Source organism: Oscillibacter sp. PC13, assembly GCF_900115635.1.
GTDB lineage: Bacteria > Bacillota > Clostridia > Oscillospirales > Oscillospiraceae > Oscillibacter.
The window spans coordinates 12,384-37,237 of sequence record NZ_FOXE01000011.1; the positions used below are offsets into that span (position 1 = coordinate 12,384).

The 24,854-nt window shown below is 54.2% G+C and carries 21 protein-coding genes and 3 tRNA genes; 11 read left to right on the top strand and 13 right to left on the bottom strand.

The features are described 5' to 3' along the window. Window positions 1–20: 20 nt before the first annotated feature. The 4 genes from BMZ81_RS07935 to BMZ81_RS07950 are packed head-to-tail and all read right to left on the bottom strand — an operon-like array spanning window position 21 to window position 4,407. Window positions 21–1,466, bottom strand: a complete 1,446-nt coding sequence (locus BMZ81_RS07935; protein WP_091130640.1) for an MmgE/PrpD family protein — start codon at window positions 1,464–1,466, stop codon at window positions 21–23. A gap of 48 nt (window positions 1,467–1,514) precedes the next feature. Next, on the bottom strand, window positions 1,515–2,900 hold the full coding sequence (locus BMZ81_RS07940; protein ID WP_091130644.1) for an MmgE/PrpD family protein: 1,386 nt from the start codon (window positions 2,898–2,900) through the stop codon (window positions 1,515–1,517). A gap of 47 nt (window positions 2,901–2,947) precedes the next feature. Continuing rightward, window positions 2,948–3,658, bottom strand: coding sequence for a maleate cis-trans isomerase family protein (locus BMZ81_RS07945; RefSeq protein ID WP_091130646.1), 711 nt, complete (start codon window positions 3,656–3,658; stop codon window positions 2,948–2,950). A gap of 23 nt (window positions 3,659–3,681) precedes the next feature. Then, window positions 3,682–4,407 (bottom strand): maleate cis-trans isomerase family protein, encoded by a 726-nt coding sequence (locus BMZ81_RS07950; RefSeq protein WP_091130651.1) that lies wholly within the window; start codon window positions 4,405–4,407, stop codon window positions 3,682–3,684. Between the two features lie 427 nt (window positions 4,408–4,834). Here BMZ81_RS07950 and BMZ81_RS07960 point away from each other — a divergent pair, with 427 nt between their 5' ends. The 6 genes from BMZ81_RS07960 (at window position 4,835) to BMZ81_RS08005 (ending at window position 12,750) form a co-directional block, all read left to right on the top strand. Beyond that, entirely contained in the window at window positions 4,835–6,301 is a 1,467-nt protein-coding gene (locus tag BMZ81_RS07960; RefSeq protein WP_091130653.1) for an SLC13 family permease, read from the top strand. Between the two features lie 223 nt (window positions 6,302–6,524). After that, on the top strand, window positions 6,525–7,592 hold the full coding sequence (locus BMZ81_RS07965; protein ID WP_091130654.1) for an NAD/NADP octopine/nopaline dehydrogenase family protein: 1,068 nt from the start codon (window positions 6,525–6,527) through the stop codon (window positions 7,590–7,592). A gap of 64 nt (window positions 7,593–7,656) precedes the next feature. Continuing rightward, on the top strand, window positions 7,657–8,649 hold the full coding sequence (locus tag BMZ81_RS07970; RefSeq protein ID WP_091130657.1) for a LysR family transcriptional regulator: 993 nt from the start codon (window positions 7,657–7,659) through the stop codon (window positions 8,647–8,649). Further along, the gene (locus BMZ81_RS07980) at window positions 8,618–9,616 is read left to right on the top strand and encodes a LysR family transcriptional regulator (RefSeq protein ID WP_143072754.1); all 999 of its coding nucleotides are present in this window, start codon (window positions 8,618–8,620) and stop codon (window positions 9,614–9,616) included. Before BMZ81_RS07970 ends, BMZ81_RS07980 begins: the two co-directional genes overlap by 32 nt. 1,671 nt (window positions 9,617–11,287) lie before the next feature. Beyond that, window positions 11,288–11,593, top strand: coding sequence for a DUF6809 family protein (locus BMZ81_RS08000; RefSeq protein WP_091130689.1), 306 nt, complete (start codon window positions 11,288–11,290; stop codon window positions 11,591–11,593). Continuing rightward, window positions 11,593–12,750 (top strand): tyrosine-type recombinase/integrase, encoded by a 1,158-nt coding sequence (locus BMZ81_RS08005; RefSeq protein ID WP_091130691.1) that lies wholly within the window; start codon window positions 11,593–11,595, stop codon window positions 12,748–12,750. Before BMZ81_RS08000 ends, BMZ81_RS08005 begins: the two co-directional genes overlap by 1 nt. Before the next feature lie 227 nt (window positions 12,751–12,977). On the opposite strand, the gene BMZ81_RS08010 is transcribed toward BMZ81_RS08005, so the two are convergent. The 3 genes from BMZ81_RS08010 to BMZ81_RS08020 form a co-directional block, all read right to left on the bottom strand. Beyond that, a tRNA-Val gene (locus BMZ81_RS08010) sits at window positions 12,978–13,054 on the bottom strand. A gap of 58 nt (window positions 13,055–13,112) precedes the next feature. Beyond that, a tRNA-Glu gene (locus tag BMZ81_RS08015) sits at window positions 13,113–13,187 on the bottom strand. A gap of 47 nt (window positions 13,188–13,234) precedes the next feature. After that, a tRNA-Met gene (locus BMZ81_RS08020) sits at window positions 13,235–13,311 on the bottom strand. An 871-nt stretch (window positions 13,312–14,182) separates the two neighbouring features. On the opposite strand from BMZ81_RS08020, the gene BMZ81_RS08030 reads away from it, so the two are divergent. Then, window positions 14,183–15,334 (top strand): LeuA family protein, encoded by a 1,152-nt coding sequence (locus BMZ81_RS08030; protein ID WP_278308882.1) that lies wholly within the window; start codon window positions 14,183–14,185, stop codon window positions 15,332–15,334. Between the two features lie 411 nt (window positions 15,335–15,745). On the opposite strand, the gene groL is transcribed toward BMZ81_RS08030, so the two are convergent. The 4 genes from groL to BMZ81_RS08050 form a co-directional block, all read right to left on the bottom strand. Then, window positions 15,746–17,374 (bottom strand): chaperonin GroEL, encoded by a 1,629-nt coding sequence (gene groL / locus BMZ81_RS08035; RefSeq protein ID WP_091130698.1) that lies wholly within the window; start codon window positions 17,372–17,374, stop codon window positions 15,746–15,748. Between the two features lie 132 nt (window positions 17,375–17,506). Then, the gene (locus BMZ81_RS08040) at window positions 17,507–17,791 is read right to left on the bottom strand and encodes a co-chaperone GroES (protein ID WP_091130701.1); all 285 of its coding nucleotides are present in this window, start codon (window positions 17,789–17,791) and stop codon (window positions 17,507–17,509) included. A gap of 164 nt (window positions 17,792–17,955) precedes the next feature. Continuing rightward, window positions 17,956–18,882 (bottom strand): diacylglycerol/lipid kinase family protein, encoded by a 927-nt coding sequence (locus BMZ81_RS08045; RefSeq protein ID WP_177187246.1) that lies wholly within the window; start codon window positions 18,880–18,882, stop codon window positions 17,956–17,958. 93 nt (window positions 18,883–18,975) lie between these two features. After that, window positions 18,976–20,085 carry a THUMP domain-containing class I SAM-dependent RNA methyltransferase gene (locus BMZ81_RS08050; protein WP_091130703.1) on the bottom strand — a complete coding sequence of 370 codons (1,110 nt, stop codon included), beginning with the start codon at window positions 20,083–20,085 and terminating at the stop codon, window positions 18,976–18,978. A 205-nt stretch (window positions 20,086–20,290) separates the two neighbouring features. Here BMZ81_RS08050 and BMZ81_RS08055 point away from each other — a divergent pair, with 205 nt between their 5' ends. The 3 genes from BMZ81_RS08055 to BMZ81_RS08065 all read left to right on the top strand — a co-directional run bounded on the left by BMZ81_RS08055 (window position 20,291) and on the right by BMZ81_RS08065 (window position 22,403). Continuing rightward, complete coding sequence (locus tag BMZ81_RS08055) at window positions 20,291–20,743, top strand: NfeD family protein (RefSeq protein WP_091130854.1); 453 nt, start codon at window positions 20,291–20,293, stop codon at window positions 20,741–20,743. Continuing rightward, the gene (locus BMZ81_RS08060) at window positions 20,743–21,693 is read left to right on the top strand and encodes an SPFH domain-containing protein (RefSeq protein WP_091130705.1); all 951 of its coding nucleotides are present in this window, start codon (window positions 20,743–20,745) and stop codon (window positions 21,691–21,693) included. Before BMZ81_RS08055 ends, BMZ81_RS08060 begins: the two co-directional genes overlap by 1 nt. A 92-nt stretch (window positions 21,694–21,785) precedes the next feature. Further along, complete coding sequence (locus BMZ81_RS08065) at window positions 21,786–22,403, top strand: CatA-like O-acetyltransferase, family 2 (protein WP_091130708.1); 618 nt, start codon at window positions 21,786–21,788, stop codon at window positions 22,401–22,403. Between the two features lie 58 nt (window positions 22,404–22,461). On the opposite strand, the gene BMZ81_RS08070 is transcribed toward BMZ81_RS08065, so the two are convergent. Beyond that, a complete protein-coding gene (locus BMZ81_RS08070; protein ID WP_091130713.1) occupies window positions 22,462–22,848 on the bottom strand; it encodes a pyridoxamine 5'-phosphate oxidase family protein in 387 nt (128 codons plus the stop codon). Between the two features lie 169 nt (window positions 22,849–23,017). Between BMZ81_RS08070 and BMZ81_RS08075 the strand changes: the two genes are divergently transcribed. Further along, window positions 23,018–23,419, top strand: a complete 402-nt coding sequence (locus tag BMZ81_RS08075) for a winged helix-turn-helix transcriptional regulator (RefSeq protein WP_091130714.1) — start codon at window positions 23,018–23,020, stop codon at window positions 23,417–23,419. A gap of 154 nt (window positions 23,420–23,573) precedes the next feature. Here BMZ81_RS08075 and BMZ81_RS08080 read toward each other — a convergent pair whose 3' ends face one another. Beyond that, complete coding sequence (locus BMZ81_RS08080) at window positions 23,574–24,791, bottom strand: S-layer homology domain-containing protein (RefSeq protein ID WP_177187247.1); 1,218 nt, start codon at window positions 24,789–24,791, stop codon at window positions 23,574–23,576. Between the last annotated feature and the right edge of the window lie 63 nt (window positions 24,792–24,854).

Sequence of the window (24,854 nt, forward strand, 5' to 3'; positions counted from 1 at the left end):
GTCAGATACAGGCCCGGAAATCAATAGAGAAGCTCAGAGACCGCAGCGATATCATCGACGGTTTCGATGCTGCAAAGAACCTCAATGGCCTTTTCCAGCCGGTCGCCCTGGAGTACGGGAGCGGCCTGAACACGGAAACGCTCCACGAACTCCTCACGGGTCATCATGTTGGCGGGATGACCGGGATGGCAGTCCATCTTGCCGACGTACTTCTCACCGTTCTTCAGCGTAATGGTGATGGTCTTCATGGGATAAGTGCCCTCACGGAACTGTTTGAAACCGACCATGGGAGAGTCAGGTGTGGAATCGCTTCCCTTGACGCGCTTGGCCAGGGCAATGATCTTGGGGTCCTTCATCTTCTCCTCGGTGTACCACTGCGCGCCGGGGTTGGGATCGTAGAGCATGGAGGCCACCACGAAGGGGATGGAGAACTGGGCATGGGTGACGGAGGTGAAGCCGTCATCAGGCGCCCACATGCGCTGTGCCACGGGAGGATCGACGATGATCTCCTCCACATCCTCAGGACCAAAGCCATGTTCCTTGACCAGGTTGCTGACGATCTCGGCAGTGGTCTGCACCCACATGTTGGCAGGCCAGTGCTTCATGAGGGTCTCCATGATGAGGTAACGGCTGCCCAGGTCTCTGGTATACCAGGAGGGATCGGACTTGTCCTCGCCGTCCAGCGTGCAGCAGATGACACCGCCGTAAGCAGGGGCAAAGTCCAGCAGATCCCGCTGGTTATGGATGCCCTTCTCCACGGACTTGGAGATCAGGAAGCCGTCGCGGGCACGGTAGCCATGCTCATAGTGATAGAAGTCGGACATGGTGGTGGCATGGTATGCCGTGGGGATCGTGCTGCTCTCGCAGCCCACGCCGATGGCCTGGTTGATCTTGCGGGCGTCAAAGTCATACAGCTTGGCAACAGACAGGATGCAGCCGAAGATCTGCCAGCTGGTCAGGCCCCAGCCCTTGGTCTTCCAGATTTCGTCGGTGGGCTGGACTGCCATGGCGATGCGCTGATAGACCTCATAGGCAGCCACGATGGCAGTCAGCATCTCCTTGCCGCTCTTGTGCTTTTCCTCGGCCGCCAGCCAGGCGCAGGGAATGATGCCGGCAGAGGGATGGCCGGTCCAGGAGCAGTCCTCCCAGTCCAGCGCGTCGGAGATCGTACCCAGGGCCAGGGCGGCGTTGACAGAAGCCAGCTTCTCGCCGGTGCCCCACAGGGTGGTAGGACCACCCTCGCCGCCGTTGGCCTCCACGGCCATCTTGCGGGCCTTGTCGGCAATGGGCGTGCCCTTAGCGGCCAGGGAAACACCGATGGTCTGGAGCATGATCATCTTGGCGCGCTCGATGACCTCGGGAGGAATATCCTCATATTTCAAATTCACAGCATACTCGCTGAGCTCCTGGGTATAGGTCGTGGGAGTCAGCCAGTTATTATCTCTAAAAAAACGATTATACCGCATACTGTACCTCCTGTTTCTTCAAAGTGATGTGGAACTTCACCGGCCGGCTCAATAGAAGAACGTGGGCAGCACGGAGGCGTCCTCGTACTTCTCCAGATGGCAAATGCAGTCAATGGCGCCCTCGGTCTTTTCGGGGCTCAGCACGTTTTTGGTGGTCAGACGGAACATGTCCTTGAACTCGTCGCGGGTGAGCATGTAGTTGGGATGACCGGGATGGGTGAAGGCGCTCTCCACATACTCGGTGCCGTCCTTCATGCGGACAGTCATAAACTTCTCGGGATGGGTTCCGGCGATCAGATCCTGAATGAAGCGAGACTTATGGAAGTCAAAGGGCACAAAACCGTCAGCCTTGACCTTCATCATCAGGTCGATGATCTTCTGGTCCTTCATGGTCTCGGGCTGATACCAGATGGCGCCGGGCTCGGGATGATACATGGCGCAGGCAGTGCCGTAGGGGATGGAGAACTGGGCCTGGGTGACGGACTCATAGCCCACCTCAGAATACCAGTGACGGAACTCCACAGAGGGACTGATGATGATCTCCGCCACGTCGTCGGGATTGAACTTGTACTTGGTGACCAGTCTGGCGGCCAGTTCGGTGTAGGTCTGCACGAACACGTTGGCAGGCCAGTGCTTGATGAGGATCATGTTCATCATCATCCAGGTCTCGCCCAGCTCCTTGGTGATCCATTCGGGCTGCGTCAGCCGGGTATGCCGCAGGTAGGCGGTGGGATCGTCGAAGGCGTCCTCCATGTTCTCAATGCCGTTGATGGCCGTCTTGATCATGGTGACCGTGTTCTCCGCCTTGTAGCCATACAGGTAATTCAGGGAGTCGGACATGGTGGTCTCATGGGGAGAGGTGGGAATGATGGCGCAGGCGGTGCCGATGCCGAATGCCTGGTTCATCTTCTCCTCGGACAGGTCCATCAGCTTCATCAGGACTGCCAGGCAGCCGAAAATGTTGTAGCTGACGATGTTGCTGTTGCCCGCCAGCGCCACACGCTGATAGACCTCATAGCCGGCCACCACAGCGGTCAGCAGGTCCTTGCCGCTCTTGTGCAACACTTCGGCGGCGATCACCGCGGTGGGGATGACGCCGGCGGAGGGATGTCCGGTGACAGAGCAGTCCTCCCAGTCCAGCATGTCGCCCATGGAACCGGCGGTAAAGGCAGCGGCTTCCCAGCTCATCTTCTTGCCGGTGGCCCACTGGGTGGCCTCCTGGGAGGCACCGGGAGACATCTCCTGGGAGATGGCAATGGCGTCCTTCACCTGCTGCAGCTCCGAGCTGCACAGGCTGACACCAACGGTGTGCATGATATTCATTTTGGCGCGCTCAATGACCATCGGGGGAATATCTTCGTATTTCAGCTCCTTGACAAAGTGGCACAGCTGCTTTGTCATGTCAGTTGTAATCCCATGATAATTGAAACCCATTTTGTATCCTCCTTACTGTTATCTTCCGCTGTTTTCCAAATGAGGGGTCAGATGGTGAACAGCTTGCCCAGCCCGGGCAGCTTGTCCTTGATGCCGGCATGGCGCAGGCAGGCCCACAGGCTGGCCTGGTGGCTGGTGATGACGGGCATCCCCAGATCCTCCTCCAGGATCTCCACCAGCTCCATGGTGGCAAGGCCCATGCAGCTGAGGAAGAACACTTCCGCGCCTTCCGTTTTCAGCTTCTTGGCATTGCGGTACAGGTGCAGCTTGCTGGCGTGGCTGTACGGACCATTTCTGTTGAAGCCGACGCCCGTGATGGAGGTGACCTCCAGCCCGTTGTCCTCCATGAACTTCTTTTCGGCCTCATTGGTATCATCGGGGTAAGGCGTCATCACCACCGTCTTTTTCAGTCCCAGGGCCTCAAATGCCTCCAGGACTGCGGTGCTGGTGGTCAGTCCGGGCCAGCCGCTGGCGCGTTCAATGCGCTCGATACATTCCTTATCAAATCCAAATCCTTTGATGCAGCTACCGGAGGTACAGCCAAAGAGGATCACATCATGGGGCTGCGTAGCATACATCTTTGCGGTGTCTTCCAGCAGCTCGGTCATGCGGATCAGGTTTTCCGGAGTGGGATTTCCAGAAAAGGCAAGTCTGCTGCTGTTAAAGGCAACGCCATCAGGGGCGTATTTGTTGAAAGCGTATTCGACCTTGTCATCCAAGGGAGCGATCACGCCGATTCTTGCTCGCCAACTATACATCGAATCAGTCCTTTCCTCTTTAATTAGAGCGTGAACAGCTTGCCCAGCTTGGGGAGCTTCGCCCCCACGCGGCAGTGGCGCAGGGCGCTCCACAGCGTGGCCTGATGGCTGGTGACAACGGGAACACCCAGGCAGGTCTCCAGACTGTCCACGATCTCCATGGTGGTCAGGCCCATGCAGCTGAGGAAGAAGGTGTCCGCTCCCTTGAGATCCATTTTCTTGGCATTCTGGAACAGGAAATACTCGTCCGCGTTGGAAAAACCGGGTTTGCCGTTTTCCAGGGTATAAGCGGTCATGTCCATGCCGACAATATTAGTGACCTCAAACCCATTGTCTTCCAAGAACTTTTTCTCTGCTTCGTTGGTGGCTTCCGGATAGGGGGTCAGGACAGCGACCTTTTTGGTCCCCAGGGCACGCAGCGCCTCCAGGACCGCAGTACTGGTGGTCAGACCAGGAATTCCGGAGGCGCGCTCAATCTGGTCAATGCACGCCTGATCCCAGCCAACGCCTTTGATACAGCTGCCGGAGGTGCAGCCGAACACCACCAGGTCCATGTCGGAACCCTTATAGGTGGCGGCGGTGGCTTCCAGCTGATCCGTCAGAATAATCAGTCCTTCAGGGGTCGGGCCCGGAAAGTTGATTTTCATCGAAGCGAAGGAAACGCCTTCCGGCGCATAGATGTGAAACGCATGCTCGGCATTTTCACTCATGGGAGTGATCAGACCAATTCTTGCTCTCCATCCGTACATATGCATACTTCCTTTCTCGCAGCAAAGGCTCGCTGCGCAGTAAAACATCCGGAGGAACGCAGTGATCATCAACTGCTGGATCGTTCTCCTTTCCGGGGGATATATGGCTCACTCTTTCACCATTATCAAACCCCAAACCGACCGAAATTGTCAAAGGGCAAACCTTGTTATCCCCTATCAAAAAACGCGGGTATCGCCCATCTTTTCAACGGCCGGGTTCCATGATACAATGCAGAAAACCATTCCTGAGGACATCGTTTTCCAATGCCGCGGTCTGATGTACGGGTTCACTCTTTCAAACGATACCCGCAGTTCGACCCGAGCAGAAGGACGCGCGCCTGCCCTTGCCCGGGCATTTTAGGTGCGTCCATGTAGCAGTCCCCATTTCTATCATACTGAAACAGAGAGAAAGGAATGGTATTTCAAAATGGCAACCAACGATAAGAAAACGAAATACAGCACATCATACATCGTCAACATCGTGATCACCCTGGCGCTGATGTTTGGCTTCGGTTACCTTCCCGCTTTCGGCGGCATCACTCCCGTTGGCATGAAGGTCCTGGGTGTATTCCTGGGTCTGGTCTATGGCTATACTGCCTGTGATATCATCTGGCCGTCCCTGTTCGCAATTCTGGCTTTCGGTATCTGTGGCTACACCACCATGGGCGCGGCCATTACCTCCATGATGGGCCACAACGTGGTGTTCCAGACCCTGGTGGGCTTCATCTCGGCTGGCGCGCTTTCTTACTACGGATTCGGCAAGTGGTTCGTCCGCTGGTCTCTTTCTCTGAAGATCTTCAAGGGCCGCCCCATGCTTTACGTCTGCTCCTTCTTTGTGATCTTCGGTCTTTCCTCCATCGTGGTCAATCAGATCGTCCTGTCCCTCATTCTCTACGGCATCTGGCTGGACATCGCTGAAAATTGCGGCTACGAGAAGAACAGTCCCTTTGTCTATGTGGGCTTCGCTGGAATTCTGATGTGCACCATGCTGGGCGGCGCTATGATCCCCTACACCAGCTGGCAGTTCGGCCTGGCCGGCGTTTGGGCCGAGGTCACCGGCAGTCCTATCAACTTTGGCCTGATGGGCTGCATCACCGTTCCCTGCACCGCCCTGACCATGATCCTCTATGTATATATCAGCAAGGCAATCTTCAAGATCGACTACAGCAAGCTGACCGAATTTGACGCAGATAAGCTGGGCGATGAGAGCAAAACCCTGCGTCCCCGCGCCAAGCGCATCCTGGTGGTTTACCTCATTTCCATCGTGGTCGTCATCCTGGCCAATACCATGATGGAGACCTCTTTCGCCAACTTCATCAACAACACCCTCACCGCCGCCGGTGTCTACTGCCTGTGCGCCGCGATCCTGCTGATCATGCCCAGCGGCGAGGGCGACGGCAAGGGCTGCATCGAGTTCTACAAGGTGAAGGACAGTGCCATCAGCTGGCAGGTCATCTTCATGTGCGCCGTTACGCTGCCTGTTGCTTCCGCTGTCACCAACGAGGCCACCGGCATCGTGCCCTTCCTCAGCAATCTGTTCTCTCCCATCTTTGCAGGCCGCAGTGGACTGTTCATCCTGATCGTTACCATCCTGCTGAGTATGTTCCTGACCAACGTGGGCTCCAACATTGCTTTCGGCGCCGCTATGATCCCCATCGTCGCCCCCTTTGTCATCGAAAGCGGCATGAATCCCATGTTTGCCGGCGCTGCCATGATTTATATCATCAACATTGGTGCCGTTCTCCCCGGCGCTTCTGCTCCGGCAGCCATCTTCCATTCTCAGGAAGCCCTCACCAGTGGCTCTATGCGTATTAAGGTGACGATAGTTAGTTGCCTGGCACTGTTGATTGTTGCAATCCCCCTGTTCAGCATTGCCTCTATGTTCCTGGGCTGAGACGTTCCGTTTCAACAGGCACAAACGCACAGAAAAGCGCTCCGGGTATTTCACATACCCGGAGCGCTTTTGGGGTCTCATAAAGTTTTTCGTTACCTGATACCAAAAAAATCATCTTGTAAATTCATACTATTTTCGTGTAATATAAAGTTGAACTGTGGGTAACATTTCACTATTTATCCTGCTGGGGCAACAGCCGGAGAGCATTGAGGAGATGTTTACCATGATCGAAAAAATTACTGTCATTGGCGGCGGTTCTACAGGCCATATGGTGGCGGCTGTCATGGCCATGCGCGGCTTTAAAGTGACCCTGACCGATACGGAGCGTTTCTCTGAGCAGTTGGATGCTGTGAAGAAGCTCGGCGGCATTCAGCTGAGAGGCGGGATGCGCGGTACGGGCGTCCCGGAGAAAGTCACGACGGATCCGGCGGAGGCCATTCCAGGTGCGGAGCTGATTTGCGTGGATGTTCCCGCTGACCGGCATGAGGAGATCGCCCGCTGGATCGCCCCTTATCTGGAGGACGGCCAGCACATTCTGATCATTCCCGGAAACCTGGGCTCCTTTATTTTCCGCAAGGTCTTTCAGGAGCTGGGTGTGACCGCCGACGTGACTCTGACGGAAAAGGAGGGCAACTTCGGCCCCTGCCGTCTGACCGCTCCCGCTGAGGTCACCACCGGAATGCCGCTGAACCTGAAGGGCAAGATCGCCTCTCTGCCCGCCAGCGACACGGAGAAGGTCATCAAGGCTCTGGAAGGCGTTGTGGAGTACACCGCCAACCAGAACGTGTTTGAAGGCACCATCAACGCTGGCAATGTGATCAACCACGTTGCCAGCACGATCCTTTCGTCTGCGGAAATCGATCACAAGGGCAACAAATTTTCCCTGTTCAAATATGCGTTTACCCCTGCCGCCGTTCGCTGCATCGGCAAGATCCGCAATGAGCGCAAGGCTGTCATTGAGGCCATGGGCATGACCGAGCACGGTAACCCCGTCGGCATGGTGGAGATGGTCCAGCATATTGACGAGCATCCTGAAATTCATGTGTTCTATGAATACATGGATGGCCCCTACGCACTGGATCACCGCTATCTTCACGAGGACTGCGGATGCGGTGGCGCTTTTGCCGTTTCCGTCGCCAAGCGGCTGGGGCTGGAAATGCCGGTGCTGACCGCTTTCCTGGGCGTGGCCGGCGCGATCAATGACCGCGATTATTTGAATGGTGGGCGAACCCTGGAGAACCTGGGCTTCCCCGAAGGTATGACGTTGGAGGAAATTTACAAACAGATCTGAGTATCTGACATAGGGGGACAGCTGTCCGCTGTCCCTCTCTTTGTCTATCAGGAGGGAGAGACATATGAGGCTGGAACACATCCAGTATCTGCTGGAGATCAATCGCCTGCATTCCATTTCCGCGGCAGCCCGCTCACTTCACGTGAAGCAGACAACGCTGAGCGCCATTGTCAAGGTGGTAGAGGAGGAAGTTGGCTTTCCGATTTTCCAGCGGACGCCGCAGGGGGTCCTTGTCACTCCCACCGGTGAGCGCTTCATGTCTCTGGCCTGGGAAATCCATGTAAAGTATGAGGAATTGATGGCTGTCAAGCGTCATCTTTCCGGAGGCGCTCCTACGATCACCGTTCCAATGGCGCCCGCCATCTCCATGCGTCTGTCGATTCCGCTCTCGGACTACTTCTCCCGGTTTGATGTGCATGGAAACCTGAACTTCGAAGAAGCCCCCAGCGAATCCATCGGCGAGCTGATCCTAGACAACAGCGCAAACCTGGGCCTCACGTATCTGACCGAGGATGAGATCGACTATATCCAGAAGGACGCCGGAAAAAGCAGCCTGAATGTGGAACGCCTGCTGGAGGATGAGCTTTGTATTCTGGTATCTCCAAAGCACCGGTTGGCATCCAGAGACTCCGTGAACATGGAGGATATCTTAGGTGAGCGGATGGTGACCGCCAATCCGGAGCGGAAGGATAAGATCGTAGGCGACTCCATCAACCGCGGGACCTATGTCACCCGTTATTCCAGCATAGACGATATGTTTCAGGCTGTCCTGACGCAGGATGTGATCGGATTTGCGCCAAGATTTACCGGAGAGTTCCACTTTGAACATATGAAAGAAACATTTAAGCTGATCCCTCTGCGCAACACAGAATACGAAAACCGGATGTTCCTGTGCCTGCTCACCTGCAAGGACCGGGACCTGCGGTATCAGGAGTATATTCTGGTTTCCTGCATTCACGATTATTTCCGGAACATGCACTCCCCGGCAGCGAGAGATCAATCCTCAGAGAACGGAGGTGTCAGTCGTGAGAACAGAACATCTGCAGTATCTCCTTGAGATCGACAAACATCAATCTATTTCCGCCGCGGCGCAAAATCTCTATCTGGGTCAGACCACGCTCAGCTCTATCGTAAAAAGTGTGGAGGAAGAACTGGGGTTCACTGTGTTTCAGCGTACCCATGCAGGTGTCCATACTACCCCGGAGGGAGAAGAGGCGCTGGCGCTAATCTGGGAAATCGACCGCCGCATGATAGAAATCAAGGAACTGAATCAATACGCATCTTCCCCCTCCCAACCAGTCACCATTATTACATCTCCCACCATCAGCAGCGGCCTGGCGCTTCCTCTCAGCGCGGCCTATCTGCAGAAAAATCCCTCCGGCAATTTAAGCATTCAAACCGTTTCCGGCGAGGAGGTAGGCGTAAAGCTGGTGAAAAACGAGGGAAACATCGGCATCACCTACTTTTCACCTCAGAATCTGGAGAACTACCGCACCATCGCGTCCAAATACCGGGTGGATGTCGATGTGGTTTACACCGATCAAATCTACCTGCTGGTCTCCCGGGAGCATCCCCTGGCCGCGCGGGACGAGGTTTCCTGCGAAGAACTGCAAAACCTGACGTTTGCCAATCTGCCCTATTACAGCACAGATGACAGCTTTCTGCGTCACTTCCAGCTGTTCGGCCCCGGAAACCGATACACCACTTTTTCCGATATCGCGCTGATCAAGCGGGCAGTGCTGACGCAAAACATGGTCGCACTCCTCAGCGGCTACGCCATTAAGTACAATCACAGCGTTGACAACAGCCGTCTGAAGGCCATCGTCCTGAATAATCCTCCGGCGCTGCGGGAGATGCAGCTGTGCCTGATCCACCGGTCAGATTCCAATCTGCGTTATCAGGAAAAGCTGGCGCTGCAATGTATCAAAGCCCATTTTCAGAATCTGGCATCCCTGCCATTCGCACCGCAGACGGCTGGAAGCAACTTGCCAGAAGGATCGGTCCAGGAAAGTAAGCCGGAGTAGACGCGCAGATCAGAGCTGCCCATCCACAGTATTCCGTGACACAGATGGATGCAGTTTTCGATAGAGTGTTTCTGGGACGTGACAGGGATTTTACAACCTCAAAGTGGCCGAGAAGAGTAGTTGGCTTACCTCAAGCAGTAACCAAACGTATTTGCGGACAGAAGGTTACGTCCACTTCAACTCACCCAGCATTAGCTCGAGAGTGGCATCCGGAGAAAAATGGTACTCTCTCATGCAGAGATGTAACTGTTGGTTACAATAAAAAAGTTTTGTGGAGATGTAGTTTGGGCCACGAATGGCAAGCGGTTATTAACAGAAGGAGAAATGGAGTAGGATGTCCTTGTTGTGCAAATAAAAAACTTTTGAGGTGATTTAATGACTTAGCTACAACACATCCGGATATTGCGGCACAATGGCACCCAACACTGAATGGCACATTATCTGCGAATGATGTTTTTGCTGGGACTGCAAAAAAGATTTGGCGGAGGTGTGAGCAAGGCCATCAATGGACAGCAACTGTGAATAGCCGTACAACCAATAGAACGAGTTGTCCATACTGTTCCGGGCAAAAAGTTGTTCCTGGAGAAAACGACTTGCAGAAACTATATCCAGAAATAGCTGCAGAGTGGGATTTCGAGAAAAATAAGCCACCGCTTCCGACGGCTTTTGAGCCCAAGTCAAATAAAGAAGTTTGGTGGAAGTGCTCAAACTGTGGAATGATATTTAAAAAGAAATTTTTTCAAAGAGGACTCTACCCTTTATGTCCACATTGCAAGCGCTGAATTTAATATCAGCTATATCTGTCTGGCCGGGGCGTGCCCCGGCCGGATTTGTTGACAAGGAAAAGTACTGGGATATCGCAAAGACCCAAATCAAAATTTGCGATGCAGTAATCAAAGAGGAGGGCCGCGGATATGGAGGACACATCAAGTAACAATCCTCACCCTGTTTGACACTGTGAGCCGTTGTGTGGCCTCAGCGGGGGATGGGTGGCATCCGTACACCTTCAAGCCGCTTCCGAAGCAGTGTGAGCGGTTTGTGGGAGAAGTCTTGCTGCCGCTGAAAAACACCTCAGAACCACGACTCTGCCCACAATGGGTGGGGTGCCCTCTCTTCTCCAGATAGTGTGGAATATATCAACAAAACGAAGATTAACAAGGAAAAGCGTGGATTGCCGGGAGTGGCGGGAAGAGACATCGGCCAGGACTGCGGGGCAGATTTACGCCACTTTCCGAAGGCTTACGAGGGACGAAAGGAGCAGCAGGATAAAGAACAGGCGTCGAGCGCGACGCCCTGTTCGGTCACTTCTGCCCGCAGTGCGGGCAGTTACGGGGGTTTTCAGAGAGTTCCAAAGTGGGGTCAAAATCGGAGGGGTGCTATCACTTCTGCGGTCGTTATCCCCGAGAGCTTACTCCTACAAGAAAAAAGTGGGTGTCATGCCCTGGAAACAATGCTATTGTGAGCAAAAAGGACATCTTCCGCTCTGCCGAATGCTGGAGCGGAGGATGCTTTTTACGGACGAACACCCTCAAGAATTGCGTCGCAGTAATCAAAGAATAAGCCTCGGCGCAGTTCAAAACCCAATTGATAACAATTTGATAACTCTGCCCGGTTGGGATGGCTATTAAGGTCAGGGGATGGTATTGTGTGTCGCTGACAGGAGGCGATACGATGTACGAATATATGAGAGGATTACAGCGACAATTCTTCAAAGAACCGGACTTCCCGGAACTGCGGCAGGAAATCAAAGAAATCCATCAGGAATTGACTGAGGGCAAGGCTAAACCGGAACGCCGTAGTCTTCTGAAGTTGGTGGACCTGGAAGCGGAGCTGCGGGATGAGGTATCCCTCGCCAGTTTCGCGGCAGGCTTCCGTCTGGCTTGGGGGATCATTGCGGAACTGAATACAGAGCCGCCCTACTCCTTCGCCGAGGAAGAGGAACGCCGAATGGAACAGCAGCAGAGGAGGGATGACTGATGGCAAAGAAACGAGCCAACGGTGAGGGTAGCATTCGCAAGCGGAAGGATGGCCGCTGGGAGGGCAGGTACACGGCAGGGCACGACCCAAACACCGGCAAGACCATCTATAAGAATGTCCTCGGCAAGACCCAGGGCGAGGTCAAAGAAAAATTGAAAAAGGCAATTGCGGACAGCCAGCAGTTGGATGTCACCAGAGCGAACACCTACACGGTCAGGAGCTGGATCAAGCTGTGGTATGAAGTCTACGCCGAGCCGAGATTGCGGGAGAAAACAAAGGACTATTACCTGAACTACATCGACAAGCACATCATTCCCGAGCTGGGTGATATCAAGCTTGATAAGCTGACGACCATCCAAGTCCAGAAGTTCTACAACGACCTCCAGAAAAACGGAAGGGTGCAGCGGTACAAGCACATCGAGCTGAAAAACAAAGGGTTAAGTGTGCGGGTAGTCCACGGTATCCACACCCTGCTGAACAACTGCCTTGAACAGGCGGTCAAGGAAAGACTGCTCCTTGTGAACCCGGCCAGGGGCTGTAAACTGCCCAAAATGGAGAAAAAGGAAATGAAGGTGCTTCCGCAGGAGAAAATCGGACCATACCTGATGGAAGCAGAAAAGCGTGGCCTTCTGGCGGCGTATTATCTGGAGCTGACCACCGGCCTGCGGCGGGGCGAACTTCTCGCCCTTCTCTGGACTGACCTGGATATCGAAGCCAAGACGATCTCCGTGACAAAGCAAGTGAACCGTATCAAAGGTAAACTGGTAGTGAGCCAGCCCAAGACGCAAAATTCCGTGAGAACACTGGCGATCCCGCAGCAGGCGGTGGACCTGCTGGTGGAGGAACACAAAAAGCATCCGGGAAATCCCTATATGTTCCCCTCACCAAAGACGGGTACCATGTTTGACCCAGATTCCTTCCGGCACACCCATGACAAAATTCTGAAAGCCATCGGAGCCGAGCATATCCGATTCCATGACCTCAGACACACATTCGCAACGTTATCCCTGAAGAACGGCGTGGATGTCAAAACGCTATCCGGCGCCCTGGGCCATTACTCAGCAGGATTCACCCTCAGCACCTACACCCATGCCACAGCGGAGATGAAACGGGATGCGGCGGATACCATAGGAAACGTCATCAGCCAGGCAATGTGAGATATGCCAAAAAATCAGCCGAAACTTGTACATCCGAAAAACACGAAAAAGCTGTAAAAATCAGCATGGGACGGGGAAAATCCCGTCCTGTGCTGTCTAATCCTTTCCGCTCATTTCCGCTTATGGGTCACGGTCTGGGTCGTGGGAAAAGCAAAAGAATTCAAGCGAATATTTCGATCATAAAAGCAAAGAAAAGTTCCTGATTTCTTGCAAAATCAGGAACTTTTTGGTGGAGACTACTGGACTCGAACCAGTGACCTCCTGCGTGTGAAGCAGGCGCTCTAACCAGCTGAGCTAAGCCTCCATAAGGATATCCAATTTTGGCCCCATAAGACGCCGCGATGCCACAGCGCCTTATGGGATGGTGACCCGTACGGGATTCGAACCCATGTTACAGCCGTGAAAGGGCCGTGTCTTAACCACTTGACCAACGGGCCGAAAAAACTTTAGATTCCATGAAGCGCCCATGGCGCTCCATGGAATATGGTAGCGGCACCTGGATTTGAACCGGGGACACTGCGGGTATGAACCGCATGCTCTAGCCAACTGAGCTATGCCGCCAAATTTCACCTACAATGGGCAGGAATTACTATACCAAAAAGTCATGCCTTTTGTCAATACCTTTGCCAAAAGTTTTTGCAAGAAAAGCCTAAAGCAAAGAGCGCGGCAGCCATACAATTTTCTGTTGAATAAACGTACCTGGTTCAATCAGCTTTTCTTTTTACACTTCTTACATATTGCGCGGAAAAATAGAAAACTCAGTTTCTGGATTGGCCACACTGATTGTAAATAGAACCCAAAATCACATAACAGTTAACAGTATAGTAAAAAGGAGTAAGAAAAAATTGTTTAAAAAACAAAAAATAAATCATATAAAGGGATTGGCGCTTGACACTGCCGTGAACTACTGCCATAGTTAAGTCCGCCGATAAAGTGTAACATACTACAAGGAGCGCCCAATGATTGGACGGGCAAAGTCATTAAACGTACAAGCATACGATCTGATTTCGGATGCCATTATTCAAAGTATAATCAAAAGAAATGAGATTTATTCTGAACAGTGATTTGCAGATCGGTTTCAGATTTCCCGTACACCTGTACGGAAAGCACTGCTACAATTGCGCGCAGAGGGAATGATTGAAACACTGCCAAATCGCGGAATTATTGTGAAGCCGCTTTCCCGCATAGATGCACGGGGGATTTTCCAGATGCGTATGGCAGTGGAAGGATTTTGCGCATCAGAATTGACTCGCCAAATTCAGGCTGGAAATTAAAACAAATGTGGAAAACACGATGAGCGAAAAAAACCCTATTTTTCGGATATGGCAGAAGTACCGGACTACGCAATGGAAGACCGTTTTATAAAGCGGATGTAAAGTGGACGAGCCGCCACAATTTTGAACTGGAGAAAAAGCACATTGACAAAGTTACCATTCATGATGTGACATTGCGGGATGGGGATCAGACGCCGGGCTCTGTGTTTTTGGAGGATGAACGGGTACGGATTGGCGATGCATCGGCAGAAATGAAGGTGCCCCGCATTGAGGCGGACATGCCATCCGTGTCTGCAGTGGTGGAAAATGCTATGCGGTGTATGGCGGCAAAAAATTATTTTGACAGCAAAATCTATGGTTTCGCAAGAGCTGTAACCAGCGATATTGACTTATGCAAAGATGTGGGCTGCCAGGGCATTATCATTGAATACTGTGTGAATCCCGTGATCATCAAATACGCATATAAGAAGTCACCAAAAGAAGTAGCCGAAAATCTGAACCATGGCATCAACCACGCAAAAAGCCTGGGTTTTGAAGATGTTGCGTTCATGGGCTGGGACTGGTTCCGTACTCCAATTGCGTTTACGAAGAGCCTGATTGAAGAAGTTTATGAGAAAGCGCAACTGGACGGGCTGGTAATTGTGGATACATACGACAGCGCGACGCCGGATGCGGCGGAGGAGATGTTCCTTCAGTTCAAGACCTGGTTTCCCCGCCTGCGGCTGGAGTTCCACGGCCATATCGACAACGGCTGCGGCGTTGCCAACTGTCTGGCTGCCCTGTGGGGCGGCGCAGAGGTGATTCACACGTCCATCAACGGCATGGGTGAACGCTGCGGCAACAACCCCACAGAAGAGGTTGCGGTGCTGATGGAAATTCACAAGGGGATTCATACAGGTATGGAACTGAGCAAAATTGCACCTGCCGGCAATGTGGTGTCTGCCATTAGTCAGATTCCCATTCCGGCCAATAAGCCTGTCATGGGCAGTCGTCAGGCACAGATCGAATCTGGCGCATCTATGGACATTGAATACAAAATGGCGCATAACGATCACTATCGGGTGACCAACATCTATAATACCGTCAGTCCCAGCGTAGTGGGGCGGCGGGACAAAGTCCATCCCGTCCTTGGTAAGAGCTGCGGTAAAAACTCGATTCGCCTGATTCTGGATCAGTACGGCATTGAAGCATCTAACGAGGAGATTGCAAAGGTTCTTGACATGGTTAAGGCAGAAGCCTATGTTACGAAGGGCATGGTGTCCGAGGATATGATGCTTAAGTTTCTGGAGGATATCAGAACAGCGCAGTAAGAATGTCGTGTTCAAATGAAGACGATTCAAGCTGCCTTGGGAAAGATAAAGCATAAATGTGATTTGCATAACCGAATTAAGGAGAGCCGATGCATTGCATCGGCTCTCCTTAATTATGAATATTTCTGGAATCGGAACAGGGTGCAGGCATGTTACAGCTCCAACAGCATTCAACAATCAGCCAGATCAAATAAAGAAATTATCCGTTGGATTGTTACGGAAATCAATCGTCTTGCCATAAAACATACTATAACAGCACCTGCAAAAATAAGATGATAAAAGAATCGGCAGTAAAAAGCCGTTGCCTGCAAACCCGCAGACAACGGCTTTTTTGCATGTGACAATTTTTACTGGTTCTGTCGTAAATTTACAAACTTACCCCCAGCAACTTCAATGGTCAGCGGCTCTCTCTTAGTACATGCCGCCCATGTCGGGAGCAGCGGGAGCAGCAGGCGCAGGAGGCTCGGGCTTATCGGCTACCAAGGACTCAGTGGTCAGTACCATGGAGCTGACGGAAGCGGCATTCTCCAGTGCGCTGCGGGTCACCTTGGCGGGATCAATGATGCCGGATGCGACCATATCGCAGTACTCTTCCTTGTATGCATCGAAGCCGTAGCCATTCTTGCCGGAGTCGCGGACTTTCTCCAGAATGACAGAACCATCCAAGCCAGCGTTAGCGGCAATCTGACGGATGGGGGCCTCCAAGGCCTTGGAAATAATCTGGACACCGGTCTTCTCATCGCCCTCCACAGAGTCCAGCAGGGCTTCCACAGCAGGAATCACGTTGACAAAGATGGTGCCGCCGCCAGCGACAACGCCCTCTTCCACAGCGGCGCGGGTGGCGTTCAGAGCATCCTCAATGCGGAGCTTCTTCTCCTTCATTTCGGTCTCAGTAGCAGCGCCGACCTTAATGACCGCCACGCCACCGGCCAGCTTGGCCAGACGCTCCTGCAGCTTCTCCTTGTCGTACTCGCTGGTAGTATTGGCAATCTGGGAGCGAATCTGGGCAACACGGTCCTTGATGGCCTGGGAATCGCCAGCGCCATCCACAATGGTGGTATTCTCCTTGGAGACCTTTACCTGACGGGCACGGCCCAGCATATCCACAGTCGCGCTCTTCAGCTCCAGGCCGACTTCCTCGCTGATGACGGTGCCGCCGGTCAGCGTGGCGATATCCTGCAGCATTTCCTTGCGGCGATCGCCAAAGCCGGGGGCCTTGACGCAGCAAACATTCAGTGTGCCGCGCAGACGGTTGACAATCAGGGTGGACAGTGCTTCGCCTTCCACGTCTTCAGCAATGATCAAAAGCTTCTTGCCAGCCTGCACCAACTGCTCCAGAACAGGCAGGATGTCGGCAATCACAGAGATCTTCTTATCGGTAATCAGGATATAGGGATCGTCCAGGTTGGCTTCCATCTTTTCCGTGTCCGTCACCATATAGGGGGTGATATAGCCGCGGTCAAACTGCATGCCTTCCACGACCTCACTGTAGGTCTCGGCGGTTTTGGACTCTTCGATGGTGATGACGCCGTCAGCGGAAACTTTCTCCATAGCCTCGGCGATCAAAGTGCCGATGGTATCGTCGCCGGAGGAGACAGCGCCCACGCGGGCAATGTCTTTAGAGCCATCCACGGTTTTGGCCTGCTTCTTGACCTCGGCCACAGCGGCCTCCACGGCCTTGGACATGCCCTTCTTCACAACAATGGGGTTGGCGCCCGCGGCCAGGTTTTTCAGCCCCTCGGCAATCATGGCCTGGGCCAGCAGGGTGGCGGTGGTGGTACCGTCGCCGGCCACATCGTTGGTCTTGGTGGAAACTTCCTTTACCAACTGGGCACCCATGTTTTCAAACGGGTCCTCCAGCTCGATTTCCTTGGCGATGGTGACACCGTCATTGGTGATCAGGGGAGAGCCATACTTCTTGTCCAGAACCACATTGCGGCCCTTGGGCCCCAGGGTGACCTTAACGGTATCAGCCAGTGTATCAACACCGGCCTGCAGAGCTTTGCGGGCATCATCGCCGCGCTTAATCAGCTTAGACATAATTACACGACCTCCAATTTAGAAGATAATTTTGATAACTTCGGGCAATTCACGTTCGCGTACTCACACGCGTTGGAAAGAGAAACGCGCCTTGGCCGGCGGACCAAGGCAGGGGACCAAAGGTTTGGCAGCTTAGTCCACGATGGCCAGGATGTCATTCTGGCGGACGACCACATACTCCACATCCTCCAGGGTGACCTTGGTGCCGGCATACTGGCTGGTGATGACCTTATCACCGGGCTTTACGGTCATAACGATGTCCTTACCATCCACATTTCCGCCAGGGCCAACGGAGATGACTTCAGCCACAGAGGGCTTTTCCTTCGCGGCGCCGGTGAGAATGATGCCGCCCTTGGTGGTCTCTTCTGTTTCGACCATTTTCAAGATGACACGGTCTGCAAGCGGAGTGAGTTTCATAGGGGATTCCTCCTTATAGAAAATAAAAATTTGAAAGACAAAATCAGCGTTAGCACTCAACTCTATCGAGTGCTAACGCTGTTATCATAGTACAGTCATCCCAGTTTGTAAAGGGGGTATTTCACAAAAATTATGAAGAAATTGTTAAAGTTGTCAAAGAAGGCCTAACGGGCAGTGGCATTACAATTGCAGCCCTTGGGGCCAAAGAAGTTCAGATGCTTGTCCGCCAGCTGCATTACCACATCCCGGCTGCGGAAGGTTTCACCATCCAGGCAGGAGACAATGTCCCCGCCGCTTTGAATCCGGACTTTCCGGGCAGTGGAGACACGAATCAGCTCTGGCGGCAGAGAAGCATACTCACCGGCGGAGTAGGGGCCGAAGAGGCGGGCAAAGGTCCAGCGGCTGACGCTGCGCACCAGCACTGTGTGAAGGACGCCGTCATCCATCCGGGCCTCCGGCACGGGCATGGATCCGCCGCCATAGTAGCGTCCGTTGCACATGGATACCAGAGCAAAGCTCCCTTCCAGGCGCTCTTCGTCCAGCCAGACGGTCCAGTGCTGGCCAATACTGCGGAAGAGAAAATTCGCCGCTACAGAGCAGAGATAACTTCCGCGGCCGGTCAGCAGGGGAGAGCGGGAGAACCGATGCACGCTGTCGGCCACACGGGCGTCAATTCCATTGCAGGCGATGGTGAGACAGTACCGGCCATTGCAGTCAATTAAATCCAGTGGGAACACATCTCCGTCCCAGAGCTTTTCCGCATCCAAAAATTTGCTCCAATCCTCCCCAAAATTTTTGAGAAAATCATTGCCGGTGCCGGAAGGAATACAGGTCATGGCGGCGTTGGAAAAGCCGGCCAGCCCACCCGCAACTTCAGAAACGGTGCCGTCGCCGCCGCAGGCATAAACACGAAGCGCCTCGCCGGTTTCTGCCAACCGCCGGGCCATCTCTGTGGCACCGCCGGGCCGTTCTGTCAGAAGGCAGGTGCAGTCCAGCCCATGGGACTGCCGTAGGTGATCCGCCATTGCATAAATACGCCCAACCTGGTTCCGCCTGCCCGCCGCAGGGTTGATAATGAAGACGTGGCGCACAAGATCCCCCCAAGAAGAATACATTTTGGAGAAATGGGTAGAAGAAAATACTTTTTGTAGAAAAAAGAGTGAAGAGGCAAAAACGGGGAGCGGTTATCTGCCGTACAAAAAGGCGTCGCACTTGATCATGCCGTTATAGAGCTTCCGCTTTTTGTCTGCCTGCCGGCCGAAGCACCGCTCAAATTCTGTGTGAGAGGAGAGTACCAAAATTCTCCATTTGGGAGGCATCGTCCGCATGGCTGCGCCGAAAGATCTGTAAAGCTCCTCTGCTTCCCGCTTTTCCATCAGCCGCTCCCCGTAGGGGGGGTTAGTCACCAGCTGGCCATATTCGCTGTCCCGGTGGAATTTCCCGGCATCTGCCACTTCAAAGCGAATATAGTCCTCCACACCCGCCAGCTCCGCATTGTGACGGGCCAGCTCCACAGCGGCGGGATCGATATCACCGCCCCAGATGTCATAGGCGCCGTGAAACTCCTTATCCATGGCCTCGTCCCCGGCTTCCAGCCACAGCCTGGAGGGCATGTTCTTCCACTTCTGGGCGGAAAAGCTCCGGTCCAGGCCGGGCGCCCGGTTTTTGGCGATGAGGGCCGCCTCAATGGGAATCGTGCCGCTGCCGCAGAAGGGATCGCAGAAGGGGTCCCGGCCCCGGTAGCGGGAGAGCGTCACCAGAGCCGCTGCCAGAGTCTCCCGGAGGGGAGCCCCCATGTTCTGAGCCCGGTAGCCCCGCTTGTAAAGCCCCTCGCCGGAGGTGTCCAGATACAGCGTGGCCACATCCTTAATGATGGAAAACTGAATCTGATAGCGACTGCCGGTCTCCGGCAGAGTTTCACAGCCATATACGGCACCCAGCCGTTTTGCAGAGGCCTTTTTCACAATGGCCTGGCAGGCGGGGACAGAGTGCAGCGTGGAGTTCAAGGAATACCCCTTTACAGGAAATTCCCCGTCCTTGGGAATGAACTCCTCCCAGGGCAGGGCGGCGACGCCCTGGAACAGCGCCTCAAAGTCCGGGGCGGGAAAGGAGCCCAGCTCCATCAGCACCCGGGCACCGCAGCGCAGATTGATGTTCAGGCGGGCGATGTCAGCCAAAGTGCCCTCGCAGTGAACCCGGCCGTTTTCTGCCCGGACATTCTGCAGCTGCAGGCGGCGCATCTCATCTGCCACCAGGCTTTCCAACCCGAATAGACAGGGAACGGTTAAAGTCATATTGGTATCTCCTTATAAATGGACAAATCCACAAATTTTATAATAACCTCAGTATAGCAGAAACCGCTGCAATACGCAACGGAGGAGAGCGGCCGTCTTTGTAACCAAAATGAAATGTTTTTTGCGCAGGAGATATGATATCATAAACAAAATAGCAAGGAATCTCTCTGAACAGGGGGGAAGGAGGAGACAACCTGTGAACTATATGATTTGGATTTGGCTGGGTGCGGTGATTCTGTTTGGTGCGGTGGAGGCAATGACGGCTGGACTGGTGTCCATCTGGTTTGTGGCCGGCGCTCTTGCGGCCCTGGCTGCGGCATTGCTGGATGCGTCGGTTCTTATACAGCTGGTGCTGTTTGTGGCGGTGTCCGCCGCGGCGCTGGCCGTCACGCGGCCGCTGGTGAAAAAGATCACATCCGGCAGAGTGGTTCCCACCAATGCGGACCGCGTTCTGGGCCAGGAAGTCAAGGTTACAGAGACTATCGACAATGAAAATGCCTCCGGCGCCGTCTATGCGGACGGGAAGACCTGGACCGCCCGCAGTGCGGACGGCAGCGTTATCCCCAGTGGGACAGTGGTGAAAATTGACCACATGGAGGGCGTAAAGCTCTTTGTGAAATATGAAAAGAAACTGAACGAAAAGATGGAGGTTATGTAATGGGATTTAATTTCGGCTGGATCGCAATCATTGTTCTGGTTATATTGCTTTTGGCTGTACTGGGCAGCTGTATTGTGATTGTGCAGCAGTCCCGGGCTTATGTAGTGGAGTTCCTTGGTGCGTTCCACGCAGTTTGGAATGTGGGCTTCCACTTCAAGGTACCCGTCTTCATGCGCATCGCCAAAAAGGTATCCCTGAAGGAGCAGGTGGCGGATTTTGCCCCCCAGCCCGTCATCACCAAGGATAATGTCACCATGCAGATTGATACGGTGATCTATTTCCAGATCACGGACCCCAAGCTGTATACCTACGGCGTGGAGCATCCCATGAACGCCATTGAGAATCTGACCGCGACCACGCTGCGGAATATTATCGGTGACATGGAACTGGATCAGTCCCTTACCTCCCGTGACACCATCAACACCCGGATGCGGGCGATTTTGGACGAGGCCACGGATCCCTGGGGCATCAAGGTCAACCGGGTGGAGCTGAAGAACATCATCCCGCCCAAGGAGATCCAGAACGCTATGGAAAAGCAGATGAAGGCGGAGCGTGAGCGCCGGGAGTCCATCCTGCAGGCCGAGGGACAAAAGCAGTCCCAGATTCTGGTTGCCGAGGGCGAGAAGCAGTCCGCCATTTTGAAGGCGGACGCCGCCAAGCAGGCTGCCATTTTGAAAGCGGAAGGCGAGAAGGAGGCCCGTATTATGGCGGCCGAGGCGGAGGCCCAGGCCATCATGCAGGTCCAGCAGGCCATGGCTGATTCGCTGAAGCTGCTGAATGCTGCCGCACCCAATGATCAGGTGGTAAAGCTGAAGGCTCTGGAGGCCATGCAGAAGGTGGCGGACGGCAAGGCCACCAAGATCATCATTCCCTCTGAGCTGCAGGGGCTGGCTGGCCTTGCCGCCAGCGCCAAGGCAGTGTTTGAGAGCGAGGATCCCAAGGCGGAGTAACATACAAAAAAACACGAAGGAGACGGCCTTTTCGGGCCGTCCCCTTTTTTCCGGCGGTGTGCGCTGCCGGGATCGAATGAGAGGTGTGCAACATGAGAGAAGTGGATCCTGATAAAACGCAAAGATCCATGAGTTATCAACTATATATCGACGCACCGATGCCTATGGTTACCCTGTTCCGGACACTGGATGTGTCCAGGCTGATCCGTCTGCGCAGGCGGGGCTATTCATTCAATATGCTGATGTGCTACTGCATTTTGTCCGCCGCCGGCGCCATTCCGGAGTTTTCCCTTCTGCCGGTGGGGAAAAAACTGATGGCATACGACACCCTTGCCGTCAGCGCCATCATTGCAAACCGGGCAGGCGGTATCAGCTCCTGCGACATTCCCGCCTGTCCGGATCTGCCGTCCTTTGACCGGGCCTATCGGGAGCTGACAGGGCGGGTTCGGGACACCTGCGAGAATCACGATCTTCCGGACAGCATGGTGATAGGTACCTCCTGCCTTGCCAAGTACGACTTGGACGGCGCTGTTAACTTTTACAGCGGACTGTTCAACAACCCGTTTCTCATCTGGGGCAGATACCGCCGCAGGGGTCTGCGGACATGGCTGCGGGTGTCCTTTCAGTTTCACCACGTTCAGATGGACGGCGAACAGGCCTGCCGTTTTCTCGATGAGCTGCAGACTGCCATCCGGCGCCTGGATACCTGACGGTGCTGCAGCCGCGGCGGGGTTCAAATCACGCCCATCGGGCATCCTTCGTTTCAGGTTACAGCACGTTTTTATTGTCCGGCCCGGGGGTGGTGACGATGACGGTTTCCGGTGTGATCACCAGCGCGCCCTTGGCGGTGGCGGCACCATGGAACATGTCGGATACCAGAGCTTTGAAGGTTTCTACCACGGGGCCCTCCGTCACATATTCCGCCGTGCCCTTGATTTGATAGCCCTCCATGGTGGCGGCGTCATAGGCGGAGACGGCGATTTTGCCGTTGCTGCGGAGGTTGGCGAGCGTGGTCTCCAAAAATACGTCGCCCACCACCAGCTTGCCATCTTCCGTGACGTCTTTGAACGCCACTGGCACGGCATTGGGTTGATCGGAGTAGGTGGCCAGGGTCCAGAGCTGCTCCTTGAGGAGCTTTGCAACTGCTTGATTCATGGGGTAATTCCTCCTTGATTGGTATTATTATCAGCATAGACCACGGGCTTGACAAAGGAAAGATATCCGCAAATTTATGAGTGACTATTAAATTGAATAGTAACTTGTCTCCTGACAGCGTTTTCGCTATAATAACCCCATCAAAGATGCGGAAAGAGGCGGGGAGCTCATGTATCAGCCGAAGCTGGAAAAAGACATCCGTTGTCCGCTGGAATATGGACTGGACGTATTCGGCGGCAAGTGGAAATCACGAATTATCTGTGTGCTGGCCGCAAAACAGGTTCTGCGGTACAGCACTTTGCGCCGGGAGATGGTGAATATCACGGACGCGGTATTGGCGGCGACGCTGAAGGAACTGATGACGGACGGCATTGTCTGCCGCCAGCAGTTTGACGAGATTCCGCCGCGTGTGGAATACCGCTTGACGGAAAAGGGAGTCTCCGTGGTGCCGATTCTGCAGAGCATCTGCCGGTGGGCAGGGGCGTATCACCCGGAGGCCGGCGGCCCGGCGCCGGAGCAATGCCGGAAGTGCGATTACGGCCGGACGGACATGGAGAACAGTCTCCTCTAAAGAAACAGGAAACGCGGAAGAATAAAAGGAGGGCGGTGCAATGCACCGTCCTCCTTTTGGCAGAAAGTTTTCACATGGCGGCCGCCTGAACGCACAAAAGCCCTGCCGCCATGTTATACCGGATCTTTTGGCAGAAAAACATCCGGCAGGAATTTTATTGGGCAGCTGTACAATAGCGCTGAAGAATGACCGCGAATTGAGCGCGGGTAGCAGTGCCGCCTGGGTTCAGCGTAGCGGAGGCAGTGCCGCTCACAAATCCGTTTTCCACTGCCCAGGACAGCGCGCCCACCGCATAGTCCGCAACGGAGGCGGCGTCCGGATAGGAAGTGAGTACGGCAGTGGCAGCCGGATTGCCGGCCTGACGCCAGAGCATGGTCACAAGCTGTTGACGGGAGACCGGGCTGCCCGGAGCAGTTCCGTCAGAAAGGCCGCTCTCCACTGCCCAATCTCTGGCTGCGGCAAAATCTGCAGGAGACTGGCCGTTGAGACGGGCGAGAATCATCCACAGCTGCTGGCGGGTGACTGTGTCGCCGGGATTGAATGTGGAGGCAGTGTCGCCGTTCATATAGCCGTTTTCATAGGCCCAAAGAATGGCATCCTCTGCCCAGTAGCCATCGGGCACATCAGAAAACACAGGCGAAGATGCTGCAGAATCCGCTGCAAAGGAGGCCTGGACAGTAACGCGCATGTCAGGCATTGTAAATGTGTAGCGGCTGCCGATCTGCTTTTCCAGCTTCATGGTATTGCCATTGGTGTCAGTAACGGTCAGGGTCTCCAGGACATAGCCCTCATCCGGCTTCACGGTGAGCGTGACGCTGTCGCCCTTCTCGGCATAGCGGGGAGAGACGGTAACCGTACCGCCCGTGGTCTTGGAGGGAATGGAAATGGTATAGGAGTTGTCGCCGTCGCTGCTGGAGGAAGAATCGTCATCCTTGCCGTCATCCGGCTTGGCATCCTCTTTCCACTGGGCGGTCAGCGTGACCGTGGCAGAAACCGGGTAGGGAGAGGAGACGGTTTGGCTGCCGTCATACCAGCCCAAAAAGGTATAGCCCGCACGGGTGGGGGAGGGCAGCACAAGCAAATGACCGGCAGGCTGATCGGCATATACTGTGTCCGCCGTGACGCCATCCCGATACTGCAGCGTGACGGTATACGTCTCGGCGCTGGGCTCCTGGGTCACATCAGAAATGGTGTCGCCGGGCTTGGCGTTCTGCAGAGCCTCTTCTGTGCTGGGATAGTAGCTGTAAGGTGCGTCGGAATTTGTCTCTGTGCTGTGTAGCTCGTATTTCAGCGATTCATCCAGATACTCCGGATCCACCGGGACAGCATAGCTGCCGCCGGAGATGATGGTCTTCGTGTTGGTGCATTCCACGGCTTCCGCATTTATGATTTCCAAATTTATTATAATATATTTTTTACAAATTGTGATACGCTG

What these genes read in the sequence shown, in the direction of transcription:
- groL (WP_091130698.1), bottom strand. Translation starts at nt 17,374, where the DNA reads ATGTCTAAGCTGATTAAGCGCGGCGATGATGCCCGCAAAGCTCTGCAG.
- BMZ81_RS08060 (WP_091130705.1), top strand. Translation starts at nt 20,743, where the DNA reads ATGGGATTTAATTTCGGCTGGATCGCAATCATTGTTCTGGTTATATTG.
- BMZ81_RS08055 (WP_091130854.1), top strand. Translation starts at nt 20,291, where the DNA reads ATGATTTGGATTTGGCTGGGTGCGGTGATTCTGTTTGGTGCGGTGGAG.
- BMZ81_RS08065 (WP_091130708.1), top strand. Translation starts at nt 21,786, where the DNA reads ATGAGAGAAGTGGATCCTGATAAAACGCAAAGATCCATGAGTTATCAA.
- BMZ81_RS07940 (WP_091130644.1), bottom strand. Translation starts at nt 2,900, where the DNA reads ATGGGTTTCAATTATCATGGGATTACAACTGACATGACAAAGCAGCTG.
- BMZ81_RS08040 (WP_091130701.1), bottom strand. Translation starts at nt 17,791, where the DNA reads ATGAAACTCACTCCGCTTGCAGACCGTGTCATCTTGAAAATGGTCGAA.
- BMZ81_RS07970 (WP_091130657.1), top strand. Translation starts at nt 7,657, where the DNA reads ATGAGGCTGGAACACATCCAGTATCTGCTGGAGATCAATCGCCTGCAT.
- BMZ81_RS07945 (WP_091130646.1), bottom strand. Translation starts at nt 3,658, where the DNA reads ATGTATAGTTGGCGAGCAAGAATCGGCGTGATCGCTCCCTTGGATGAC.
- BMZ81_RS08075 (WP_091130714.1), top strand. Translation starts at nt 23,018, where the DNA reads ATGTATCAGCCGAAGCTGGAAAAAGACATCCGTTGTCCGCTGGAATAT.
- BMZ81_RS08005 (WP_091130691.1), top strand. Translation starts at nt 11,593, where the DNA reads ATGGCAAAGAAACGAGCCAACGGTGAGGGTAGCATTCGCAAGCGGAAG.
- BMZ81_RS07935 (WP_091130640.1), bottom strand. Translation starts at nt 1,466, where the DNA reads ATGCGGTATAATCGTTTTTTTAGAGATAATAACTGGCTGACTCCCACG.
- BMZ81_RS07960 (WP_091130653.1), top strand. Translation starts at nt 4,835, where the DNA reads ATGGCAACCAACGATAAGAAAACGAAATACAGCACATCATACATCGTC.
- BMZ81_RS08000 (WP_091130689.1), top strand. Translation starts at nt 11,288, where the DNA reads ATGTACGAATATATGAGAGGATTACAGCGACAATTCTTCAAAGAACCG.
- BMZ81_RS08050 (WP_091130703.1), bottom strand. Translation starts at nt 20,085, where the DNA reads ATGACTTTAACCGTTCCCTGTCTATTCGGGTTGGAAAGCCTGGTGGCA.
- BMZ81_RS07965 (WP_091130654.1), top strand. Translation starts at nt 6,525, where the DNA reads ATGATCGAAAAAATTACTGTCATTGGCGGCGGTTCTACAGGCCATATG.
- BMZ81_RS08070 (WP_091130713.1), bottom strand. Translation starts at nt 22,848, where the DNA reads ATGAATCAAGCAGTTGCAAAGCTCCTCAAGGAGCAGCTCTGGACCCTG.
- BMZ81_RS07950 (WP_091130651.1), bottom strand. Translation starts at nt 4,407, where the DNA reads ATGTACGGATGGAGAGCAAGAATTGGTCTGATCACTCCCATGAGTGAA.